Raw genomic sequence first — 18,989 nt, forward strand, 5'->3', positions numbered from 1 at the left:
TTTTGTGTTACAATAAGATGACTATTTATTGGAGGATGTCATGTCTAAAGAACATATTGAAGAATTAAATGACCAAGAGATTGTCCGTCGCGAAAAAATGACAGCACTAGCTGAACAAGGAATCGACCCATTTGGTAAACGTTTTGAGCGTACTGCAAATTCCGGAGAATTAAAAGAAAAATACGCCGATAAAAGCAAGGAAGACTTGCATGATATCAACGAAACTGCTATTGTGGCAGGCCGTTTGATGACAAAACGCGGTAAAGGTAAGGTTGGGTTTGCCCACCTTCAAGACCGTGAGGGGCAGATCCAGCTTTATGTTCGTAAGGATACTGTTGGTGAAGAAAATTACGAGATTTTCAAAAAAGCTGACTTGGGTGACTTTCTCGGTGTAGAAGGCGAAATCATGCGCACAGACATGGGTGAGTTGTCTATCAAGGCTACAAAATTGACCCACCTTTCAAAAGCCCTTCGTCCTCTTCCTGAGAAATTCCACGGATTGACAGACGTTGAAACGATTTATCGTAAACGCCATCTTGATTTGATTTCTAACCGTGACAGTTTTGATCGCTTCGTCACCCGTTCAAAAATCATTTCTGAAATGCGCCGTTACCTCGATGGTCTTGGCTTCCTTGAAGTAGAAACACCCGTTCTTCATAATGAGGCAGGTGGTGCTGCTGCCCGTCCATTTATCACCCATCACAATGCTCAAAACATTGACATGGTACTTCGTATTGCGACCGAGTTGCATTTAAAACGACTTATCGTTGGTGGTATGGAGCGCGTCTATGAAATCGGACGTATTTTCCGTAACGAAGGAATGGATGCTACCCACAACCCTGAATTTACCTCTATCGAAGTCTACCAAGCTTATGCAGACTATCAAGATATCATGGATTTGACAGAAGGTATTATCCAACATGTCACCAAGGCTGTTAAGGGCGATGAACCAGTCATCTACCAAGACACTGAAGTCAAGATCAACGAGCCATTTAAACGCGTCCACATGGTTGATGCTATTAAAGAAATCACTGGAGTTGACTTCTGGCAAGAAATGACTTTAGAGGAAGCAGTAGATCTTGCTAAGGAGAAAAAAGTTCCACTTGAAAAGCACTTTACCTCTGTTGGTCACATTATCAACGCTTTCTTTGAAGAATTCGTCGAAGAAACACTGATTCAGCCAACTTTCATCTATGGACATCCTGTCGAAGTCTCACCACTTGCTAAGAAAAATGATAAAGATTCACGCTTCACAGACCGCTTCGAACTCTTTATCATGACTAAAGAATATGGTAACGCCTTTACAGAACTTAACGATCCAATTGATCAGTTGTCACGTTTCGAAGCCCAAGCACATGCTAAAGAACTTGGTGACGACGAAGCAACTGGTATCGACTATGATTACGTCGAAGCCCTCGAATATGGTATGCCACCAACAGGTGGACTTGGTATCGGAATTGACCGTCTCTGCATGCTATTAACAGATACCACAACTATTCGTGATGTGTTATTATTTCCAACGATGAAATAATCGGCGTTAAAAATATTGATTTGACGGACTTTATCGATGGTAAACATACCAACTTACCAAACATTTACTAGAAATTTTTTCTAGCTTTATAAAACTCTATAAAGACTCACAGCTTCTCTTGGATTATTTCAAGGGAAGTTTTTTAGTTTCCCAATTTGTAAAATTAAGCTAAACAGGAAAGTTACTTTAAAGCTTTTTAATTCCAAAATCACGAAAACAACTACCTCATCTAGAATGATAAAGTAGTTGTTTTTAAATTCGATTTCAATCTATAGAATAAGTCAACATAGTTTTAATGCAAATTTTTAATCTCATTTTGGTGAATAGGTTACACTAAACTAGACAGAATTTATAAATTGTTCTACACTGATGATCTATAGGAGAAAAGTTATGTCTAAAAAACAACATCGCCATTTCACAGATTACTTTAAGCAACAGATGGTTGACCTTCACCGTGCAGGTGTGAAACGAAGTGAGCTTATCAAAGGATATGAGTTACCCCCTTTCCGTCTTTGATAAGTGGGTCAGACAAGCCAAAACAACTGGTTCCTTCAAGTCAGTTGATAATCTAACCGATGGTTCTAAAGGAACTCGTTGTTTTAACTTGGCGTACCTACTTATCATATGTTACACTATCTTTATAACGATTTTAGGAGTTATCATGTCCAGAGAATCTATTGCTTATTTATCGGCTGCTATTTTTAGCCTATACGGCTTACTGGTAGCTAAATGGATATTTGTGTTTCTCGGTGCCATCTTTGTTGTTATCGGCATCGCAAACCGTCTACAGCATAAAAATAAGATTGGCAAGTGAAGCCAATCTTATTTTTTAAATTCTTCTACTAAAACTTGGAATTCTTCATTAGTTAGCGTGATCCCTTTACCCATTTTAGTATGATCAGGGCTCCAACTTCTAATGTCAAACTTGGGTTCTGCTCCATTAAAACTGACACGGTTTAATTCTTTGGTCCATCCTTTATCATTTTCCGATAAAACCAAGAGCTTTTCAACAATTTCAAATTTAAATTCTGCCATAAAGACCTCCTAATTATCAATTCGATATTATAGATCCATTATATCATTATTTCTTCTTATTTTTGAATGTCAATTTTAGTATTGTAATATCACAATCACAAAAACCTTTCGTTTATCTAGTATCGGAATACTAAATTTAGCTTTTTATTTTGAAAAACTAGTGACAAGCTCACTTTATTATGGTATTATGATATGGAATTAAACGTAGGAGTTGTTATGGCAAGTCAATTGAATAAAAAAACTCTGCCAGATGAGCAACGTCATCAAAAGCTAGAGTTAGAGGAAAAATATCAAAGTTACCAAGACTTTGATCATAATAACATCAAGCTTAGAGAGTTAGCCTTTTTTGGACAAATTGCAATTTTCTCGATTTTTACTGTACTGACAGCATTTGTTCTTTTAAGTTTTAACGTTGAACCTTATTTAGCTTTTCCACTTGCAATGCTGGTTGCTACTGCCCTAACCTCTATTGTCTATCAAGTTATCATTACATTTCTAAAAAAATAGTATCTTATCATATTAAAAATCCCCTTATGTTACAGTGGACAGTGAAAAAACAGTCACTATAACATAAGAGGATTTTTCTACCATTTATCAAGGCTTTAAGCCAAAAAATTATCGGCTCTATAATTTCTGGCTCTATAATTTCTGTAGTTGGTAAATCCACTAAAGAGATTATAGGGTCTTTTACTTTACCTAAATTTTTCACAAAAAAGTCCCATATGACTTATAATGAAAAGCAATTAAACCACTCATTAGAAAAACTCATATGGTACAACTAGATGATATCAAAGAGTCGCTCGATATTAAAGATCTAACATCACTTTTGAAAAGGCATTTGGTGGTCGAACGTCTTTTGGGCTACTCTAATGAAATAAGCCACTACTATAAACTCTTCCGATGCCTTCTCTTTCATTTCCAAGAAAAGCAAGAGAAACACTTCTTTGATCTCATTTCTGATACCATCAAATAGGTTCATCCCATCTTCAGGACGGCCTTTTCAACCTTTCTAAAAGACAAAGAAAAGATTATCAATGCCCTGAAACTACCTTATTCCAACGCCAAACTAGAGGCGACCAACAACCTTATTAAAGTCATTAAGCGAAATGCTTTTGGCTTTAGGAAGATGAAAACTTCAAAAAACGGATTTGTCTTACTTCGAACACAACAAAAGAGAGAACCAATCTGATTCTCTCTCGGTGTTAGTTATAAGTCAACCCACTACGGTTGACAATGAGCCTATTTTTATTATCTGGAACATCATTTTGTCCCAGACGCTTTGTTTAATTTTTTTAGTTTTAGTGAGATTTTAGTATTTTTACTATCTAGTTTCCCACTATCAAAATTGAGGGAAAAAATGTCCAACTTCTTCCTCTAGCTATTATACTTCTAGAACGCTGTCGCTGACTATCATAGAAAAGAGAGCTCCCAGTGGAGTAGATAGTCCAATCCCAAAAAGAGAGACAACAGTCAAATTTCTAGGGCATCAATGATTCGTGTCCACTCTTATGCTAATTAACTATCCTCATCATTTGAGTAGTCAATAACAATATCATCTACTTCGGCTTTACTTTTGACTGCTTGATCTTCCTTATCTTTTTCGTCATTACCTTCCCAATCAGCCATTTGATTCATTTTTTGAACTGCCATTTCTTTAACAAAGTTAGCCTTTTCTTTGACCTGTTCGAAAACATCCTCAGGAGTTAAGTCACCGTTGTCATATTTTGATTTGTAGTCGTTAAATTTTTCAACGGCTAACTCTTTATATGTGTTCACCTTTTCCTTGGCGAGCTGATTATAATCTTCTTGATTCTCCTTATAATCTGTAATAAAATCGCTTGTTTTCTCTTTGGTTTCTTTTCCTTTTGTTGTTTTCAAAAGGTAAGCTGCAGCTGCTCCTAAAGCAGCACCAATGACTAATGTTTTTCCTAATTTTGCCATGTGATTTTCCTCCTAGACAAATCCTTATTTATTCTTTTTTTTAAATAATTTTGCGCCAATTTTACCAGTAACGTATGACTTACCGGCTGTGCTTAAAACATTACCAACGCCATTAGTTTTCTGACCAATATGACGGGCCTTGACATTCAAATCAGATACACTTTCTGACAGATCGGCAATCGCTACAAACAGCGGATCAATCGTCGAAACTTTGCCATTAACATCGTCCACTAAGACATTAGCTTTAGCTAAAATTTCATTGGTTTGAAAAAGTGTCACATTCACATCACTAGTCAAGACCTTGATGGTCTCTTGAGTTTCATCAATGGTCTCTGCAACTTTTTTCAATACCATAATCAAGTAAACTACTAAGGCAACAAAGGCTAAAGCAATGATTAAAACTGAAATACCTACTAAATTCATATGTTCTCCTATTATTTATTTACATTTTTAAGATAAAAAAGGATATCGAAATGGCGTCTGCGGTAAATCCATAGACCTAATCCAACGATAACCAACAGAGCTGATAGCCATTGTGATACTCTCAATCCTGCCAGCATAAGGCTGTCTGTTCTCATACCTTCAATCACAAAACGACCACATCCATACCATACCAAGTAAAAAAGACTGGGTTCCCCCTTTTTCAAAAGCTTGGGCTTATGTCGCAAACTGATGATGATAATGAAGCCAAGAAGATTCCATAACGATTCAAAAAGGAAGGTTGGCGTTCTATAAGCTCCGTCAATATACATCTGATTTCTGATAGCCTCTGGAAGATAATTCAAGTGTTGAACGGATTTACCAAATGCTTCTTGATTGAAGAAATTTCCCCAGCGTCCCAAGCTTTGGGCAATTAAGACACCTGGTGCAGCAATATCCAAGAAATCAACTGTATCAATTAACTGATGCCTTGTGAAAAAGTAAAGAACCAAGGCACCAGCTATTAAACCACCATAAATAGCAATCCCACCATTCCAAATCGCAAAAACTTCAGATAGATGGTTCTTATAGTATGACCATTCAAAGATAACATAATAAAAACGTGCCCCCAGAATAGCGATTGGAAAGGCAAGGAGAATAAAATCAAGAACAGAGTCTGGATTGATTTTTTTTCTCGGTGCTTCTTTCATAGCTAGATAAACAGCTAGCATTACGCCTGTAATGATACACAAGGCATACCAACGAATGTCGAAAGGTCCCAGCTTCAAGGCTGTAGGATCAATCATGTTCAGCCTCATTTCTAGAAATGAGAGCTGTTAATCGATCTTCAAATGTTTTTGTTGCGTCAAAGCCCATGAATTTTGCTCGATGGTTCATGGCAGCTGCTTCAATCACAACCGACACATTTCGGCCTGTTTTTACAGGGATACGAACGCGGGGAATTTTCACACCTGAAAATTCAATGTCTTCATTACCATTTCCGAGACGATCAAAAACTTTCCCTGGTTCATAGTTCTCAAGGTAAATAGCCAATTGAACTTGTGAAGAATCTTTAACAGCACTGGCTCCATAAAGACTCATGATATCAATAATACCAACACCACGAATTTCCAAGAGATGACGTAAAATTTCTGCTGGTTCACCCCAAAGAGTTTCTTCGTCCTTAGCATAAACATCAACACGATCATCTGCCACGAGACGGTGACCACGTTTGACCAACTCTAGTCCGGTCTCGCTCTTACCAATACCCGAGTCTCCTTGAATCAAAACCCCCATACCATAGATGTCCATAAGGACACCATGCACACTGGTCCGTTCAGCTAAACAAGAATCAAGGTACCAGGAGATTTCACCAGATAATCGACTGGTTGGTACTTCACTGGAGAGAACAGCAACGCCATTAATACTAGCCGCTTGAATGATTTCTTCCTGAATTGTCAAACCACGAGATATGATAATAGCAGGTGTCTCAGGTTTTAACATCTCACTCAAGACCTGGAAACGATTATGAGCCGTCATGGCATTTAAATAGGACCATTCTTTCATCCCTACCAATTGAACACGCTCAGGTGCATAGTAATCAAAATAACCAGTCATTTCAAGACCCGGTCTTAGAATATCTGAGGTCGTTATTTTTTTAGCCAGCAATGCATCATCTCCATAGATAACATCACACTTGATTTTATCTACCAGCATTTGAACGGTAACAGACATAAGTTCTCCTTAACTAAAAGCTTTATTTCAGAACATTATATCATATTTTCATCCAAAAGTAAGCGCTCACCTACTTTCAGAAAAAGGATTGCCATTTCTCAGAAAGTAAAACTAGTCAGCTAGAAAGGTAGCAAAACTATTTCGCCTTCTCTTATCTTCGTAAATCGTTTGATGTTACCATTGATCACTTTTTATTTTCAAAATAAGATTTCTAAACTGATAAAAGCATAGCTAGGACTCTTATGAGTAACTAACTATGCTTAAAGAGCTCTTTGGCAGATTTACCAATACCAGCCATCATTATCAGAGTCAACCGATCTAGCATTTTTACGGCGACGTTTGCTGCTGCCAAAGCGGTCTCTTTCCATATCTTCTTTATATGGTAAAAAGATGGCTAAGACAATATAGATAATAATTGGAAACTGTGCAAAGAGACAAGATATCACAAAAAGCGCCCTTACCAAATTAAGATCCCAATTGAACTTATCTGATAGACCAGCAAGAACTCCTGCCAGCACTCGACCGCGTTTCAATCGATAAAATTGATCACCCATCATACTCTCCTTTTGACCATCAATCTGGTCCTATATTTTCACAATATAAGTATAAATCAAAACCGAAAAAAACAAATCAGCCTTACGACTGATTTGCAGTGTTTTCCTCATTTAACTTACCATGACACTTACCACAACGGTACTTTTTAAGGTCAATCCGTCGTCTGCGAAGATAGACTTGGCCACAATTTTGACAAGCATAACTATGTCTGTAAGTAACTTCTTGAAGCTTAGGCGCAAAGCGAAGTCCATCGACTTGCTTTAACAGCTGTTTAAAGTCTCGATCTTGGTGTTTGTACCCTTTTCCCTGAAAATAAAGATGATAATGGCACAATTCGTGTCGAACGATCTGGCGAAAAATTGCTTCTCCATATACCTCCAAGTGTTTAGGGTTAAAATCCAGATGGCCATCACTAGAGAAGAATCGGCCTCCTGTCGTTCTCAGACGTTTATTCCAGTAGGCTTGGTGGCGAAAGGGCCAACCAAAGTCTTCGAGTGAGACCTGTTTAACGTAATCAGTTAGATTCACGAGGATTTACCAAAGAAAGGTTAATTTTATCACGCTCAGGATCGAGTTTTGATACCCAAACAGTTACAATATCACCAACGGAAACGACTTGGCTTGGATGCTTGACAAAGGACTTAGACATTTGTGAAATATGGATAAGACCATCCTCATGAAGACCAATATCAACGAAAGCCCCAAAATCCACAACGTTACGGACAGTTCCTTGTAGCTTCTGACCAATTGTCAAATCCTTAATATCAAGAACATCTTGACGGAGAACAGGAGCTTCAAAGTCATCTCGCAGATCGCGACCTGGTTTGAGAAGGTCTTGAATAATATCTTTCAGTGTTTCTTGACCAAGCCCCAGCTGCTCAGCTGTTTCAGCAATCGTTAAAGCTTGTAATTTAGCCTTTGCAGAGTCATCCAAATCCTTGATGTCAAGCTGTTCAAAGAGGGCTTTAACAGCGCCATAACTTTCTGGGTGCACTCCTGTATTGTCAAGGACATTCTTCGCATTTGGAATACGGAGGAAACCTGCTGCCTGTTCAAAAGCTTTAGCCCCAAGACGTGGAACCTTTTTAATTTCCGAACGAGAGGCAATCGCACCATTTTCTTCACGGTATTTGACGATGTTTTCAGATATGGTCTTATTTAGTCCTGAGACATGAGACAAGAGGGCTGGGCTTGCTGTGTTGACATTGACACCAACTTGGTTAACTACGGTATCCACCACAAAATCAAGATTTTCTGCAAGTTTTTTCTGGCTAACATCGTGTTGGTACTGACCGACACCGATGGATTTGGGATCAATTTTTACTAATTCTGCCAGCGGATCTTGTAGACGGCGTGCAATGGAAATAGCTGAACGTTTTTCAACCGTCAAATCAGGAAACTCATGACGAGCTAGTTCTGAAGCTGAATAAACAGATGCCCCAGACTCATTCACAATAACGTAAGAAACGTGTGGGTAATCTTTGAGAACATCTGCCACAAAAGCTTCGCTTTCACGGCTAGCTGTTCCATTACCAATGGCAATGATTTCAACAGCATAAGTTTGGATAAGTTCTGCCAACTCGTTTTTAGCAGCTTCTATCTTTGATTGACTTGCTGGTGGTACTGGGTAAATAACATGCGTTGTCATCAATTTCCCTGTCTGATCAACAACCGCTAATTTTGCTCCCGTACGAAAGGCAGGATCAAAACCAAGAACCACTTTGCCTTTTAGTGGCGACACCAACAGCAGGTTACGAAGGTTTTCTGAAAATAGGTTAATGGCCCCATCTTCTGCACTTTCTGTTAATTCTGTCCGAATACGACGTTCCATAGATGGAACAATTTTTTTCTTACAAGATTCTTGAACAATCTTACGAATGTAGTCATTTTTTTCTTTGAATCGAGCTTCATAGAAACGCAGCATTTTCTCAATATTGTGCTCAAAACTAACTTTCAGAATACCTAATTTTTCACCACGGTTAAGAGCAAGAACACGATAACCTTGAATGGTTTCCACAGCTTCCTCAAAATCATAATAGATTTGGAAGATTTGCTTATCGTCAGCTTCTGCATCTTTGACTTGAGACCTCAATTGGCTATTAGCCCAAATCTCACTATAAGTCCACGAGCGTAATTTATTATCGTCCGATAAGGCCTCGATTAGGATGTCACAAGCACCTGCTAGGGCTTTTTCAGCTGTTTCAAAGCCATCAGTGATAAAGCTCTCTGCTTCCTTTTCAAGATGGGGAACATTTTGTAAGATAAGACGGGCTAGCGAGAATAACCCTGCTTCACGCGCAACAGTCGCCTTGGTACGACGTTTTTCCTTATAAGGTAGATAAAGTTCCTCAACATCAGCTAACTTTCCAGCTGCTTGGATGGCTTGACGAAGTTGATCGGTTAACTTACCTTGTTCCTCAATCTTGGCAAGAACGGTCTCTTTTCGATCCGATAGAGCCGTCAAAGACTTATCCAAGTCGATAATGGCTTTGATTTGAACTTCATCAAGGTTGTCCGTTTTTTCTTTACGGTAACGAGCGATAAAAGGGATGGTATTTCCTTCTGCCGTCAAGGCTAAAACTTGTTCAATTTGCCGACTGTTTAACCCCAATTCCTGGGTAATTTTACTAAGATTTTGATTTTCCATAACTTCATTATTATAGCTTAAATAGCGTCATTTTACTAGGTCAATAAAAATAGTAACACAACAAACGCATGAAACAGATATTTCCGAATTATAGTACAGATAAAAACAGTTTATCTAAGCGTTTTTCCTATAGTAAAAACACTTAAAGATAGCTACTATTTTTGTAAATTCTGAACATTGAAATACAGGAAGCTTTATTTTCTTGCTAAAAATCCTTCATGTGTCTGTCGGGAAAGAGTAATAGACCATACACATGAAAAAATGCATGTAACTATTTTCTAGATACATACATTTTTTTCGAATAATGTCATAACGTTTGCATCAGGGTTGAATCATTCTTCATTTTCAGAGGATATGATGACACAATTCTTCATAGGTCTGGCATGCAAGAGAACGGTGCCCCTTCTCTCAGGAAAGAAAGCACAATAACTCTTTGATACAATTGAGACTTGTTACTAGCTGTTTCCTTGATTTTATGAATACTCTGATCAATTTTTTAAACTAGTTAACATCTCTATTAACGGTAGGCTGTTATCGTTTCTCTGCCAAATTGTTGCCAGATGATACCTACTACTAGACCAACTAAAGCGGGCAAGATCCAGCCCATCCCAAGTTCAAAAAATGGCAACACTTTTGCAGCAAAGGTAATGACTCCTTGAACTGGCGCTAGATCATGGATAAGTGCTGGTGTTGCATTTAATCCATCTACAATAGCTGCTAAGAGGGTAAACACAATAACCGAACGGTAAACTTTTTGTGACAAGGGTAACCAAGCCGACGCAATTCCTAGTAACATTAATACAATTGCTAAAGGATAAATGAACATCAAAACTGGGAGTGATAACTGGATAATTTGTGTCAAACCAACATTTGCAATAATAGCTGGTAGAATTGAAAAAATCATCAAATAAAAGCCATAAGGTTTACTTGGGAAAAGTTCGTTAAACGTTTCTGAGCAAGCTGTTGCCAAGCCAATACACGTTTTAAAACAGCCGAGAAAAACGATAAGCGCAAGCATAATGCTGCCAAAAGCACCAAGATAATGAGCTGTTATTTGTCCTAGTGCAATACCACCATTTTCACTCATGTCAAAACCACCTAGACTTGTGGTTCCTGCATAGGCAAGTAGCGTATAGATAAGCCCCATAAGTCCCATAGCTATCAAGCCTGACTTTGTCATCTCGATGGCAAGTGATTTTGGTTGAGTAATCCCCTTTTGCTTAAGAGCGGTAATGACAACAATACCAAAAGCTAAGCCAGCCAAAACGTCAAGTGTATTGTAACCCTCAATAAAGCCTTTTAAAAAAGGAGCCGACTGATAAGCTTGACCGACTACCGCTGTTTTGACAGCACCTAAGGGATTGATAATCACAAAGAGGAGGACAACCCCCAGCACCAATAAGAAGGCTGGATTGATGTATTTTCCAATAATATCAATCAATTTACCAGGTTTTTTTGATAGCAGATAAGCTAAACCGAAGAAAATCACCGAATAAATAGCCAGCGCTGGCGTCTTCATTCCCTCACTTAAAAAGGGGGCAAATGCAATTTCAAATGACGTTGTAGCCAATCGTGGCATTGCAAAAAAAGGACCAATCACTAAATATAATGCAATGGTGAAAAAGTAGGCAAATGGTTTAGCAACGCGACTTGCTAAATGAAAGACACCCTTTCCTCCTGAGAGGCCAATTGCCATAATGCTGAGAAAGGGAAAGCCAATAGCTGTCAATAAAAACCCTAAATTGGCTGACCAAATGTTTGCTCCTGCTTCTTGTCCCATATGGACTGGAAAAATCAGATTACCAGCCCCAAATAAGATACCGAAAAGCATTGAGCCAATGAAAAATGAATCTTTTCGTGATAGCGTTTGTTTCACATGAGTTCCTCCTAAATCAAAATTGTGCTTATTATATCATGAAAACAAATGTGAAAACAAGACTATTTTTCAAAAAAATGCAAATTTTCTAAATTTTACATCGGACTAAGATAGAGACACCTAAAAAGAAAAAATAGAAGCAACCTCAAATGCACGACATTGAGATACTTCTATTCTTTTTAACTTAAATGATAGGGTGGTAGACAGTTTTAAATGTCTTTTTTCGGAGATTAGAAGCTTACCTCTCTACTCATATTCGTGGTACTCATGGGGATTTTGCCCCTCGATACGACCCTCTTCTCCTTTGTCCAAATCAAAAATCGTTTTCATGTCCTCTTCGCTTAGCTCAAAATCAAAAATGGTCGCATTTTCGCGTTGATGAGCTGACTGAGAAGCTTTAACAACATTGATAACGCCACGTTGATAGTTCCAACGCAGAATCACTTGAGTTGTCGATTTGCCATATTTTTTAGCCAATTTTTCCAGTGTTTCATTTTCTTTCACATCGCTAATGTGCCGCCCTGTCGGACTCCAAGCTTCAGAAGAGATGCCCAGTTCTTGATGATAAGCATGTAATTTGTCATTGTTAAAATAAGGAGACATTTCAATCTGATTAACAGCAGGGATAATACCGGTCTCTTTAATAATGTTATCTAAGTGTTCTTTTTCAAAATTCGAAACCCCAATGGTTTTAATGAAGCCAAGTTTCTGGGCATCAACAAGGGCTTGCCAGGCTTCCACATAAAGACCATCCTTAGGATTCGGCCAATGAATAAGGTATTCATCCATATACGTTAGTCCCAAGCGAGCTAGCTGTTCTTGGATACTGAGCAACGCATCATCATATTTATGAAACATACCAGGTAATTTGGAAGTGATAATAAATTCAGAACGAGGTATTCCTGATTCACGAAGAGCCTGACCCACGATACCTTCATTGTGGTAATTGGTTGAGGTATCGATGGAACGGTAGCCATTTTTAATAGCTTCTAAAATCGCTAGTTTACCAACTTGTCCTTTGATATGCACCGTTCCAAATTTGATAACTGGTACTTCTTGTCCATCTCTGAGTATCACTTTAGGGATTTGTGTCATGTCTTTTCTCCTTGTCTTCAATGTTTGCCAACATTGTAACAAATAAAAGATGAAAAGAAAAAGAAAAGACTATACTTTTTAGCTTGAATCCCCTGTCTTAGTTCATATGATAAAAAGCAAAAACCTGAGCTAAAACTCAGGCCAGATTTCAACTTAATTCATTTTAGAAGATTTGCTGTCTAAAAATAATGACTTATTTCCCTTTAAAATAATCTCGAACAAGGGGAGCTACTTCTTCGCCATAGAGGCGGATGGCCTCCAACACATCTTCATGAGGCATGGATCCAATTGGCAAATGTAGCATGAAACGGTCAAGTCCAAGCGCTTCAATCAATCCGATGAGTTTTGTGGCAACATGCTCTGGGTCACCAACAAACATTGCGCCATCTGGACCAACTTGTTGCAGATAAGTCTCATAAGTCATCGATGACCAGTGTAGACAGTCTTTACCGATATTATCCGTTTCAGTCTTGGTTGGGTAGTAATAATGGTCAATAGCTAATTGATTATCCTTTTCAATCCATCCCCATGAATGGGCAGCAACTTTCATTTTACTCAAGTCATGTCCATGTCGACTAGCTATTTCACGATAAATAGCAGCTAACTGACCAAAGGCTTTGGGATTGCCACCGATCGTCGCATAGGCGATAGGTAAACCACGCTCCGCAATTTTAACCGTTGAATCCAAGTTTCCACCTGTCGCCACCCAAATCGGAAAGTCTTCTTGAGTAGCTCTTGGGTAGACAGAGGCTCTCTCCACCGTTTGGGTATGTTTGCCCGTCCAACTTAGTTCAGTATTGTCGCGTATCTTGATGAGCATATCCAGTTTCTCATCAAATAATTCATCGTAATCCCTTAAATCGTAACCAAAGAGTGGGAAGGATTCAATAAATGAGCCGCGTCCAGCCATGATTTCTGCACGACCGTTTGACAGGGCGTCAATAGTCGCAAACTGTTGGTAAACACGAACAGGATCATTAGAAGACAAAATAGTCACCGCGCTCGAGAGACGAATACGCTTGGTATTAACTGCTCCTGCTGCTAAAACAATCTCCGGTGCTGACACCGCAAAATCTTCACGATGGTGTTCACCAATAGCATAAATATCCAAACCAACCTTATCAGCTAACTCAATTTCCTCTACTAAGTTTCGAATTCGTTTGCCGTGGCTTAAAAGTTCACCTGTTTTTTCCAAGGGAGTTGTCTCGCCAAAGGTTGTGATTCCTAGTTCAATAGTCATTGATCATACCTCAATTCTTTGTCTTGACATCATTTTATTACTAACTAGTTGCATTATCAAGAGAAGCGTCTTGAGATAAAAAGAGCATCAGTTCTCACCAATAATGCCATCTACTTTACCACCTAGCATTGTCGGAACATTCATGACATTTCTAACAGATTCGAAATTAAAAAAGAGATAATGTCCAAAAAATATATGCTAAAAGACCACTCGGATAAGGCACGAGTGGATGTAAGAATGACAATAATCAAGGATAAAAGCACTTTCTTACTTTATTTCAAGTAAGAGCAAGACAGGATCATCTCTTTTTTAAACCTCAGCTTTTTCTTGATTTGATAGATAAGAAAAGGAGTTTATCAGATTGAGGAAGAACAGGATTAGCTCCATAAACAGGATTCGTCATAACCTTTATCACCAACTTTGTCCACAACAATAACTCAACATTAAAGTGATAGAGCAATTTCCCTATAACACTTTTCTTGTCTTTCCTTCGGTATGACGATATTCCTATTTCATTCAAGAGTTTTTTCTCTTCCAATCGCTTATAGTCATCTTGTGGTACTTATGTCTCTTATCTTAGTGAGCCTGCTAACGATTGAGCCAACATCTGTAATGGCGCTAGATGACCACGCTCAACACTAGGATATTTGGCCAACCATAATCCTAAGTCAATAACCGACTTTGGGGCCTCATAACGATGACAAACCAGATAAAGAGAAATCGATTGGCTAAGCTGCGCCGCAACCGCCGAAACGTCACGCTTCGTTTTGACCTTCTCTAGCTCACTCAACCATATAATTCTCAAATAATAAATTTAAGTCACCATTTCTTTGCACCTGATGATCGTTTAGCACTGTCATCAATCCATTTTTCAATTCTGCTTTTAATTTCTTAGACATTAGTTTCCCTTTTCACTCAAACTATTCTGTATTCTTTTTGAAACGTTTTTTCAGAAATGACACGATGATTGGTGACATCAAGATAGTCACCTGGATAGGCTAAGACATACATCCCGTAGCCACCAAATCCGCCTGCCATCGTACCAACGGCGCCTGTTTTAGCATTCTCAATTGCTGATGGTTGTAAAGCAGCCATCAAAATCCTAACATGATTATCAATCCAAACCATAATGTTTTTATCAAAAGCTTCTTGAACCCAGTCTGGATAAGGTTCCATTCGATTAACTTTCCAAACCAAAACAGGTTCATTTCTATATAAAATAGTCATCTGAAATCTCCTAAAATTATTTACCAAGCCCCCACAAACCTATGCTCATCAGTCCCTTGGCGATATTTGAATATTTTTCACCACGATAGGCAATCTCCCGATAAAGCCTTGCAACATTTGGAGATAATTTTTTATAGTCTTTAAGATTTTTCACTGCCAGCTGTCGCAAATCCTCCGCAAGCCGCATCATACTAACTTGGTAGTCACTACCACGCTCCAAATCAGACATAAAAGCCCGTAAAATATCTCTTTCTTCTTGACTGACTGAAGGGTCTAAAATCAGATTATAAACCCTAATCAACATTTGTTCTCTATCATTAGTCATTGACTTATCTCCTATACACTCATTTTGTCTTATTCAATAAGTATACCACCAATAAGTAGTATTTTCTTTAAAAATCCTAAACAGTCATTTGAATCGGTTACACTAAACTAAACAGAATTTAACCAATTCATATTGTAATGTCCCTCTAACTCTCATCCCCATCTCCTTAAAACATTAACTTTCTAGCCTTCTCACCCCCGTATAAGTCAGAGAGAACAGTATCCCTAAACAAACCAAACGAACAATGGAAATCAACATACTATTCATCATAAAACTATCTAAAAAGAAGCTATCGTGACTAGAGAGTTTTAAAAGCAAAGTATCTAAGCCACTAGTTGACACAGAAAATAAAGTGAGTAGCTTATTTATGATACCTGATGGGAATACTTGAAGTAAAAATTCTATTGCAAATACAAAACCTACTGAGACTACAAAAGTCACCATGGAAATTCTTGTTTTACTGGACATAAAGAATGTCATTCCTAAAACAAAAAGAAGCCCTATAAAATGATACACTGCTAGCCAAGAGAGAGTTCCTACCAGATTCATAGCTACTGGAAAGGCTAAAATTGTTGAAAATGGAGTAATCCAGTGCAAATTCATCTGCACACTCGTATCCCAACCACTAAATCCAAAATATAAAGCAAATACAGAAAGGACAACTGCATAAAGTCCGATAAAACTAAACACCGTAATATATAAACTTGCAATAAACTTAGCAATAGTCAACTGATTTCTTCCCTTTTTGGTTGTGAGTAAAAGATTATCCATCTGCCTTGATTGATCCTCTGAAAAAACAGCTGAGCAGATAAAGACAACAAACAAAATCAGTAGTAAAAAGCTACTATTCAACACTGTAAATAAATAATCCCACGGAGCAAAATTCCCAAACTTCAACTGATCTAACTCTAAAGCTGATCCAAGTTGTTCTTTTGTCTGTAATTGAACAGGATCAAATACCATGCCATCTATTGTATTATTTTGAGCCGCTTCGTTGACTGAAATTAAATAATCTCTGGAGCCTACAGTCAATTCCGCCAAGGCAGATTGTGAAACATCATTATAGAATCCCACAGCTCCATATTCTTTCTTTTCAGCGATATAATCTTGAAAAATCTGATTGACTAAATCATCTGTTAGAATCCCAGTGTGCTTCTCCGCTATCTTTTGATTGAGTTCAACTGCTTCGTATCCAGACACACGAGTATTAGAAACTTGTGCAATCGGACTTTTCAAAAAATACATATAAAATAGGCCTGATAAGCCTAATAATAAGACGATGAAAGCTCCTAACACCGACTTCTTTTTCAAAAGTTTTTTTAATTCAAAAGGAATAAGTGACATCATAGAATAGCCTCTTCTCTAAAGTAATACAAATAAAGATCTTCCAAGCTCGATGCTACAGCTTGAGCTGTTGTACTAGGTCTCTGGTCGCTAACAATCCTTAAAAGCACACCTTCTGACAATAACCGTTCATTAACAACTACAAAGTGTTGCATAAACTGACTACGTTCCTGCTCAGATACTAACACCTCCCAACTTTTCCCTTCAATCAAGGACAAGAGTTGATTGCTCGAACCTTTTTCTCTAATTTTCTTATCTTTTAAAATCAAGATTTCCTTAGCTATCGCTTCTAAATCTGATACGATGTGAGTGGAAAGAATGACAATACGGTTGCTAGACAGTTCACTGATAAGATTTCGAAATCGAATCCGTTCCTTGGGATCTAGCCCAACTGTTGGCTCATCTAAGATTAAAATCTTAGGATGATTGAGTAAAGACTGAGCAATCCCTAAACGTTGCTTCATCCCACCAGAGTAAGAAGCAATTCTCTTCTTTTTGACATCCGATAAACCAACCAAGTCTAATAACTTTTCAGACTCTTTCTTAGCCTCACCTTTCTTCATTCCCTTCAAATCAGCCAGATAAAGCAAAAAATCTAAACCAGAAAAACTAGGATAATAGGAAAAATGTTGCGGTAAAAAGCCTAGATACTGATAATAGTCTTGTGACTGCGGTTTTCCATTAAAGAAGATCTCCCCTTTACTTGGCTTTAATAAGTGACAAATTATATTTAACAGCGTTGTTTTTCCAGCTCCATTGGGTCCCAAAAGCCCGTAAACACCTTCGGTAAATTCCACAGAAATATCCTCGAGAACCTTCTTATCTCCATAAGATTTATTAATATTTTTTAGCTCTAATTTCATCATATACTCCATTATTATAAAACAGACCAGCATAAAACGCTGGTCCATCACCTAAAACCTGTATTCACATTCTAAAATACCCCAAATATAGTCGTTATTTTGTAAAAGTAAATCAAGTCCTTTTTTTATAAAAACATTAGCGTTTTTTTATTTAGACATTGAATTAATGCAAATACAGGTTCTTACTGATTATTTCTATCAACCATGGTATACAGAGCAAATCTATCCAGGATAGTTAACCATATGAGCATTAGCATTATCTTGAGCAGTTCTATAGAACAAATGCCAAGCACTTACAGTCCCATCATTACAACGCCAACGATAACCGACACCACCTTGCACAATCATCATTTCTTCTTCAGTCAATTTTTTCATGGTAGTTTCCTCCAATAGTTTTTCTAGTCTATAATGTCTAAAGGTAGCACTTCAACAATAATTTCACTTTACTGAAATGGTAGTTAATGCTAACTACCGTAGTTCATAAGAACATGATAACCATCTCCCTTCTTGGTTGATAAACATCCACCCAATGTTATTATTTTAGGTAATGTTTGAAAATCTTTTATGTTTACTATAAGTTCTAATGAAATCCGAAGAAAATTACTAATAAATTACATAGTGGTCTCAAAACTGTTTTAAATCATAACTTTCCATTCGTTCTATCAATAATATCTCCAAATTCACCTAATACATACATTCCGTATCCTATATAACACTCATTGTGTACCCAATTAGGATCTAAGGTTGGTATAGTGAATCGGTTACACTAAACTAGACAGAATTTATAAAGTGTTCTATAGTAATCAAAAATAGGAGAAATTTATGTCTAGAAAAGTACGTCGTCAATTTAGTGATGACTTTAAGCAACAAATCGTTGACCTTCACAATGCCGGTATGAAACGTAGCGAGATCATCAAAGAATACGATTTAACCCCCTCAACCTTCGACAAATGGGTGAGACAAGCCAAAACAACTGGTTCCTTCAAATCGATTGATAATCTAACAGAAGAACAACGAGAGCTAATAGCCCTTAGAAAGCACAATAAAGAACTCAAAATGCAGCTAGACATCCTAAAGCAAGCGGCAGTGATTATGGCACAAAAAGGCAAATAATCACTGCTAACAAGGATAAATACAGCATTTCAGCCATGTGTCG

At 37.8% G+C, this 18,989-nt stretch carries 20 protein-coding genes and 3 pseudogenes; 6 read left to right on the forward strand and 17 right to left on the reverse strand.

All coding sequences use genetic code 11. The features are described from left to right. Positions 1 to 40 precede the first annotated feature (40 nt). From lysS to ABP870_RS09135, 3 genes and pseudogenes are all read left to right on the forward strand, one after another. Positions 41 to 1,531 carry a lysine--tRNA ligase gene (gene lysS / locus ABP870_RS09125; protein WP_350015103.1) on the forward strand — a complete coding sequence of 497 codons (1,491 nt, stop codon included), beginning with the start codon at positions 41 to 43 and terminating at the stop codon, positions 1,529 to 1,531. Between the two features lie 390 nt (positions 1,532 to 1,921). Then, positions 1,922 to 2,108: pseudogene (locus ABP870_RS09130) on the forward strand (transposase); the annotation flags it as partial. 84 nt (positions 2,109 to 2,192) lie between these two features. Further along, a complete protein-coding gene (locus tag ABP870_RS09135) occupies positions 2,193 to 2,345 on the forward strand; it encodes a hypothetical protein (protein ID WP_350015122.1) in 153 nt (50 codons plus the stop codon). A gap of 8 nt (positions 2,346 to 2,353) precedes the next feature. On the opposite strand, the gene ABP870_RS09140 is transcribed toward ABP870_RS09135, so the two are convergent. Further along, positions 2,354 to 2,566: a YdbC family protein gene (locus tag ABP870_RS09140; protein ID WP_062707281.1), complete on the reverse strand. Its 213-nt coding sequence runs from the start codon at positions 2,564 to 2,566 to the stop codon at positions 2,354 to 2,356. 216 nt (positions 2,567 to 2,782) lie between these two features. Here ABP870_RS09140 and ABP870_RS09145 point away from each other — a divergent pair, with 216 nt between their 5' ends. Both ABP870_RS09145 and ABP870_RS09150 read left to right on the forward strand, forming a co-directional pair. Then, positions 2,783 to 3,073 carry a DUF3270 family protein gene (locus ABP870_RS09145; RefSeq protein ID WP_350015104.1) on the forward strand — a complete coding sequence of 97 codons (291 nt, stop codon included), beginning with the start codon at positions 2,783 to 2,785 and terminating at the stop codon, positions 3,071 to 3,073. A gap of 334 nt (positions 3,074 to 3,407) precedes the next feature. Further along, positions 3,408 to 3,772: pseudogene (locus ABP870_RS09150) on the forward strand (transposase); the annotation flags it as partial. 309 nt (positions 3,773 to 4,081) lie between these two features. On the opposite strand, the gene ABP870_RS09155 reads toward ABP870_RS09150, so the two are convergent. From ABP870_RS09155 to ABP870_RS09230, 16 genes are all read right to left on the reverse strand, one after another. Continuing rightward, on the reverse strand, positions 4,082 to 4,507 hold the full coding sequence (locus ABP870_RS09155) for a YtxH domain-containing protein (protein WP_350015105.1): 426 nt from the start codon (positions 4,505 to 4,507) through the stop codon (positions 4,082 to 4,084). A gap of 24 nt (positions 4,508 to 4,531) precedes the next feature. Beyond that, a complete protein-coding gene (locus ABP870_RS09160) occupies positions 4,532 to 4,930 on the reverse strand; it encodes a DUF948 domain-containing protein (RefSeq protein ID WP_350015106.1) in 399 nt (132 codons plus the stop codon). Positions 4,931 to 4,941: 11 nt separating this feature from the next. After that, a complete protein-coding gene (gene lgt, locus ABP870_RS09165) occupies positions 4,942 to 5,733 on the reverse strand; it encodes a prolipoprotein diacylglyceryl transferase (protein WP_350015107.1) in 792 nt (263 codons plus the stop codon). Further along, the gene (gene hprK / locus ABP870_RS09170; protein WP_350015108.1) at positions 5,726 to 6,661 is read right to left on the reverse strand and encodes an HPr(Ser) kinase/phosphatase; all 936 of its coding nucleotides are present in this window, start codon (positions 6,659 to 6,661) and stop codon (positions 5,726 to 5,728) included. Before hprK ends, lgt begins: the two co-directional genes overlap by 8 nt. Before the next feature lie 281 nt (positions 6,662 to 6,942). Next, positions 6,943 to 7,215 (reverse strand): PspC domain-containing protein, encoded by a 273-nt coding sequence (locus ABP870_RS09175; protein WP_350015109.1) that lies wholly within the window; start codon positions 7,213 to 7,215, stop codon positions 6,943 to 6,945. Positions 7,216 to 7,297: 82 nt separating this feature from the next. Then, positions 7,298 to 7,744: a SprT family protein gene (locus ABP870_RS09180; protein ID WP_350015110.1), complete on the reverse strand. Its 447-nt coding sequence runs from the start codon at positions 7,742 to 7,744 to the stop codon at positions 7,298 to 7,300. Further along, positions 7,731 to 9,863: a Tex family protein gene (locus ABP870_RS09185; protein WP_350015111.1), complete on the reverse strand. Its 2,133-nt coding sequence runs from the start codon at positions 9,861 to 9,863 to the stop codon at positions 7,731 to 7,733. The genes ABP870_RS09180 and ABP870_RS09185 overlap by 14 nt, the downstream gene beginning before the upstream one ends. A gap of 517 nt (positions 9,864 to 10,380) precedes the next feature. Next, positions 10,381 to 11,739, reverse strand: a complete 1,359-nt coding sequence (gene brnQ / locus ABP870_RS09190) for a branched-chain amino acid transport system II carrier protein (protein ID WP_350015112.1) — start codon at positions 11,737 to 11,739, stop codon at positions 10,381 to 10,383. 246 nt (positions 11,740 to 11,985) lie between these two features. Continuing rightward, positions 11,986 to 12,834: an aldo/keto reductase gene (locus ABP870_RS09195; protein WP_350015113.1), complete on the reverse strand. Its 849-nt coding sequence runs from the start codon at positions 12,832 to 12,834 to the stop codon at positions 11,986 to 11,988. 193 nt (positions 12,835 to 13,027) lie between these two features. After that, a complete protein-coding gene (locus tag ABP870_RS09200) occupies positions 13,028 to 14,074 on the reverse strand; it encodes an LLM class flavin-dependent oxidoreductase (RefSeq protein WP_350015114.1) in 1,047 nt (348 codons plus the stop codon). 571 nt (positions 14,075 to 14,645) lie between these two features. Beyond that, on the reverse strand, positions 14,646 to 14,888 hold the full coding sequence (locus tag ABP870_RS09205) for a bacteriocin immunity protein (protein WP_405054650.1): 243 nt from the start codon (positions 14,886 to 14,888) through the stop codon (positions 14,646 to 14,648). Positions 14,889 to 14,989: 101 nt separating this feature from the next. Next, positions 14,990 to 15,301 carry a role in replication gene (locus tag ABP870_RS09210; protein ID WP_350015116.1) on the reverse strand — a complete coding sequence of 104 codons (312 nt, stop codon included), beginning with the start codon at positions 15,299 to 15,301 and terminating at the stop codon, positions 14,990 to 14,992. 16 nt (positions 15,302 to 15,317) lie between these two features. Then, positions 15,318 to 15,626 (reverse strand): bacteriocin immunity protein, encoded by a 309-nt coding sequence (locus ABP870_RS09215; RefSeq protein WP_350015117.1) that lies wholly within the window; start codon positions 15,624 to 15,626, stop codon positions 15,318 to 15,320. A 174-nt stretch (positions 15,627 to 15,800) separates the two neighbouring features. After that, on the reverse strand, positions 15,801 to 16,871 hold the full coding sequence (locus ABP870_RS09220; protein WP_350015118.1) for a hypothetical protein: 1,071 nt from the start codon (positions 16,869 to 16,871) through the stop codon (positions 15,801 to 15,803). A 98-nt stretch (positions 16,872 to 16,969) separates the two neighbouring features. After that, complete coding sequence (locus ABP870_RS09225) at positions 16,970 to 17,833, reverse strand: ABC transporter ATP-binding protein (protein WP_350015119.1); 864 nt, start codon at positions 17,831 to 17,833, stop codon at positions 16,970 to 16,972. 222 nt (positions 17,834 to 18,055) lie between these two features. Next, positions 18,056 to 18,208, reverse strand: a complete 153-nt coding sequence (locus tag ABP870_RS09230) for a ComC/BlpC family peptide pheromone/bacteriocin (protein ID WP_350015120.1) — start codon at positions 18,206 to 18,208, stop codon at positions 18,056 to 18,058. A gap of 447 nt (positions 18,209 to 18,655) precedes the next feature. Here ABP870_RS09230 and ABP870_RS09235 point away from each other — a divergent pair. Next, positions 18,656 to 18,989, forward strand: a pseudogene (locus ABP870_RS09235) (transposase); the annotation flags it as partial.

Origin of the sequence: Streptococcus jiangjianxini, assembly GCF_040225085.1 — a bacterium.
Lineage (GTDB): Bacteria > Bacillota > Bacilli > Lactobacillales > Streptococcaceae > Streptococcus > Streptococcus jiangjianxini.

Excerpts from the sequence above, each read along its gene's own strand:
- lysS (WP_350015103.1), top strand. The coding sequence starts at position 41 with ATGTCTAAAGAACATATTGAAGAATTAAATGACCAAGAGATTGTCCGT.
- ABP870_RS09135 (WP_350015122.1), top strand. The coding sequence starts at position 2,193 with ATGTCCAGAGAATCTATTGCTTATTTATCGGCTGCTATTTTTAGCCTA.
- ABP870_RS09140 (WP_062707281.1), bottom strand. The coding sequence starts at position 2,566 with ATGGCAGAATTTAAATTTGAAATTGTTGAAAAGCTCTTGGTTTTATCG.
- ABP870_RS09145 (WP_350015104.1), top strand. The coding sequence starts at position 2,783 with ATGGCAAGTCAATTGAATAAAAAAACTCTGCCAGATGAGCAACGTCAT.
- ABP870_RS09155 (WP_350015105.1), bottom strand. The coding sequence starts at position 4,507 with ATGGCAAAATTAGGAAAAACATTAGTCATTGGTGCTGCTTTAGGAGCA.
- ABP870_RS09160 (WP_350015106.1), bottom strand. The coding sequence starts at position 4,930 with ATGAATTTAGTAGGTATTTCAGTTTTAATCATTGCTTTAGCCTTTGTT.
- lgt (WP_350015107.1), bottom strand. The coding sequence starts at position 5,733 with ATGATTGATCCTACAGCCTTGAAGCTGGGACCTTTCGACATTCGTTGG.
- hprK (WP_350015108.1), bottom strand. The coding sequence starts at position 6,661 with ATGTCTGTTACCGTTCAAATGCTGGTAGATAAAATCAAGTGTGATGTT.
- ABP870_RS09175 (WP_350015109.1), bottom strand. The coding sequence starts at position 7,215 with ATGGGTGATCAATTTTATCGATTGAAACGCGGTCGAGTGCTGGCAGGA.
- ABP870_RS09185 (WP_350015111.1), bottom strand. The coding sequence starts at position 9,863 with ATGGAAAATCAAAATCTTAGTAAAATTACCCAGGAATTGGGGTTAAAC.
- ABP870_RS09195 (WP_350015113.1), bottom strand. The coding sequence starts at position 12,834 with ATGACACAAATCCCTAAAGTGATACTCAGAGATGGACAAGAAGTACCA.
- ABP870_RS09200 (WP_350015114.1), bottom strand. The coding sequence starts at position 14,074 with ATGACTATTGAACTAGGAATCACAACCTTTGGCGAGACAACTCCCTTG.
- ABP870_RS09210 (WP_350015116.1), bottom strand. The coding sequence starts at position 15,301 with ATGACTATTTTATATAGAAATGAACCTGTTTTGGTTTGGAAAGTTAAT.
- ABP870_RS09215 (WP_350015117.1), bottom strand. The coding sequence starts at position 15,626 with ATGACTAATGATAGAGAACAAATGTTGATTAGGGTTTATAATCTGATT.
- ABP870_RS09220 (WP_350015118.1), bottom strand. The coding sequence starts at position 16,871 with ATGTATTTTTTGAAAAGTCCGATTGCACAAGTTTCTAATACTCGTGTG.
- ABP870_RS09225 (WP_350015119.1), bottom strand. The coding sequence starts at position 17,833 with ATGAAATTAGAGCTAAAAAATATTAATAAATCTTATGGAGATAAGAAG.
- ABP870_RS09230 (WP_350015120.1), bottom strand. The coding sequence starts at position 18,208 with ATGAAAAAATTGACTGAAGAAGAAATGATGATTGTGCAAGGTGGTGTC.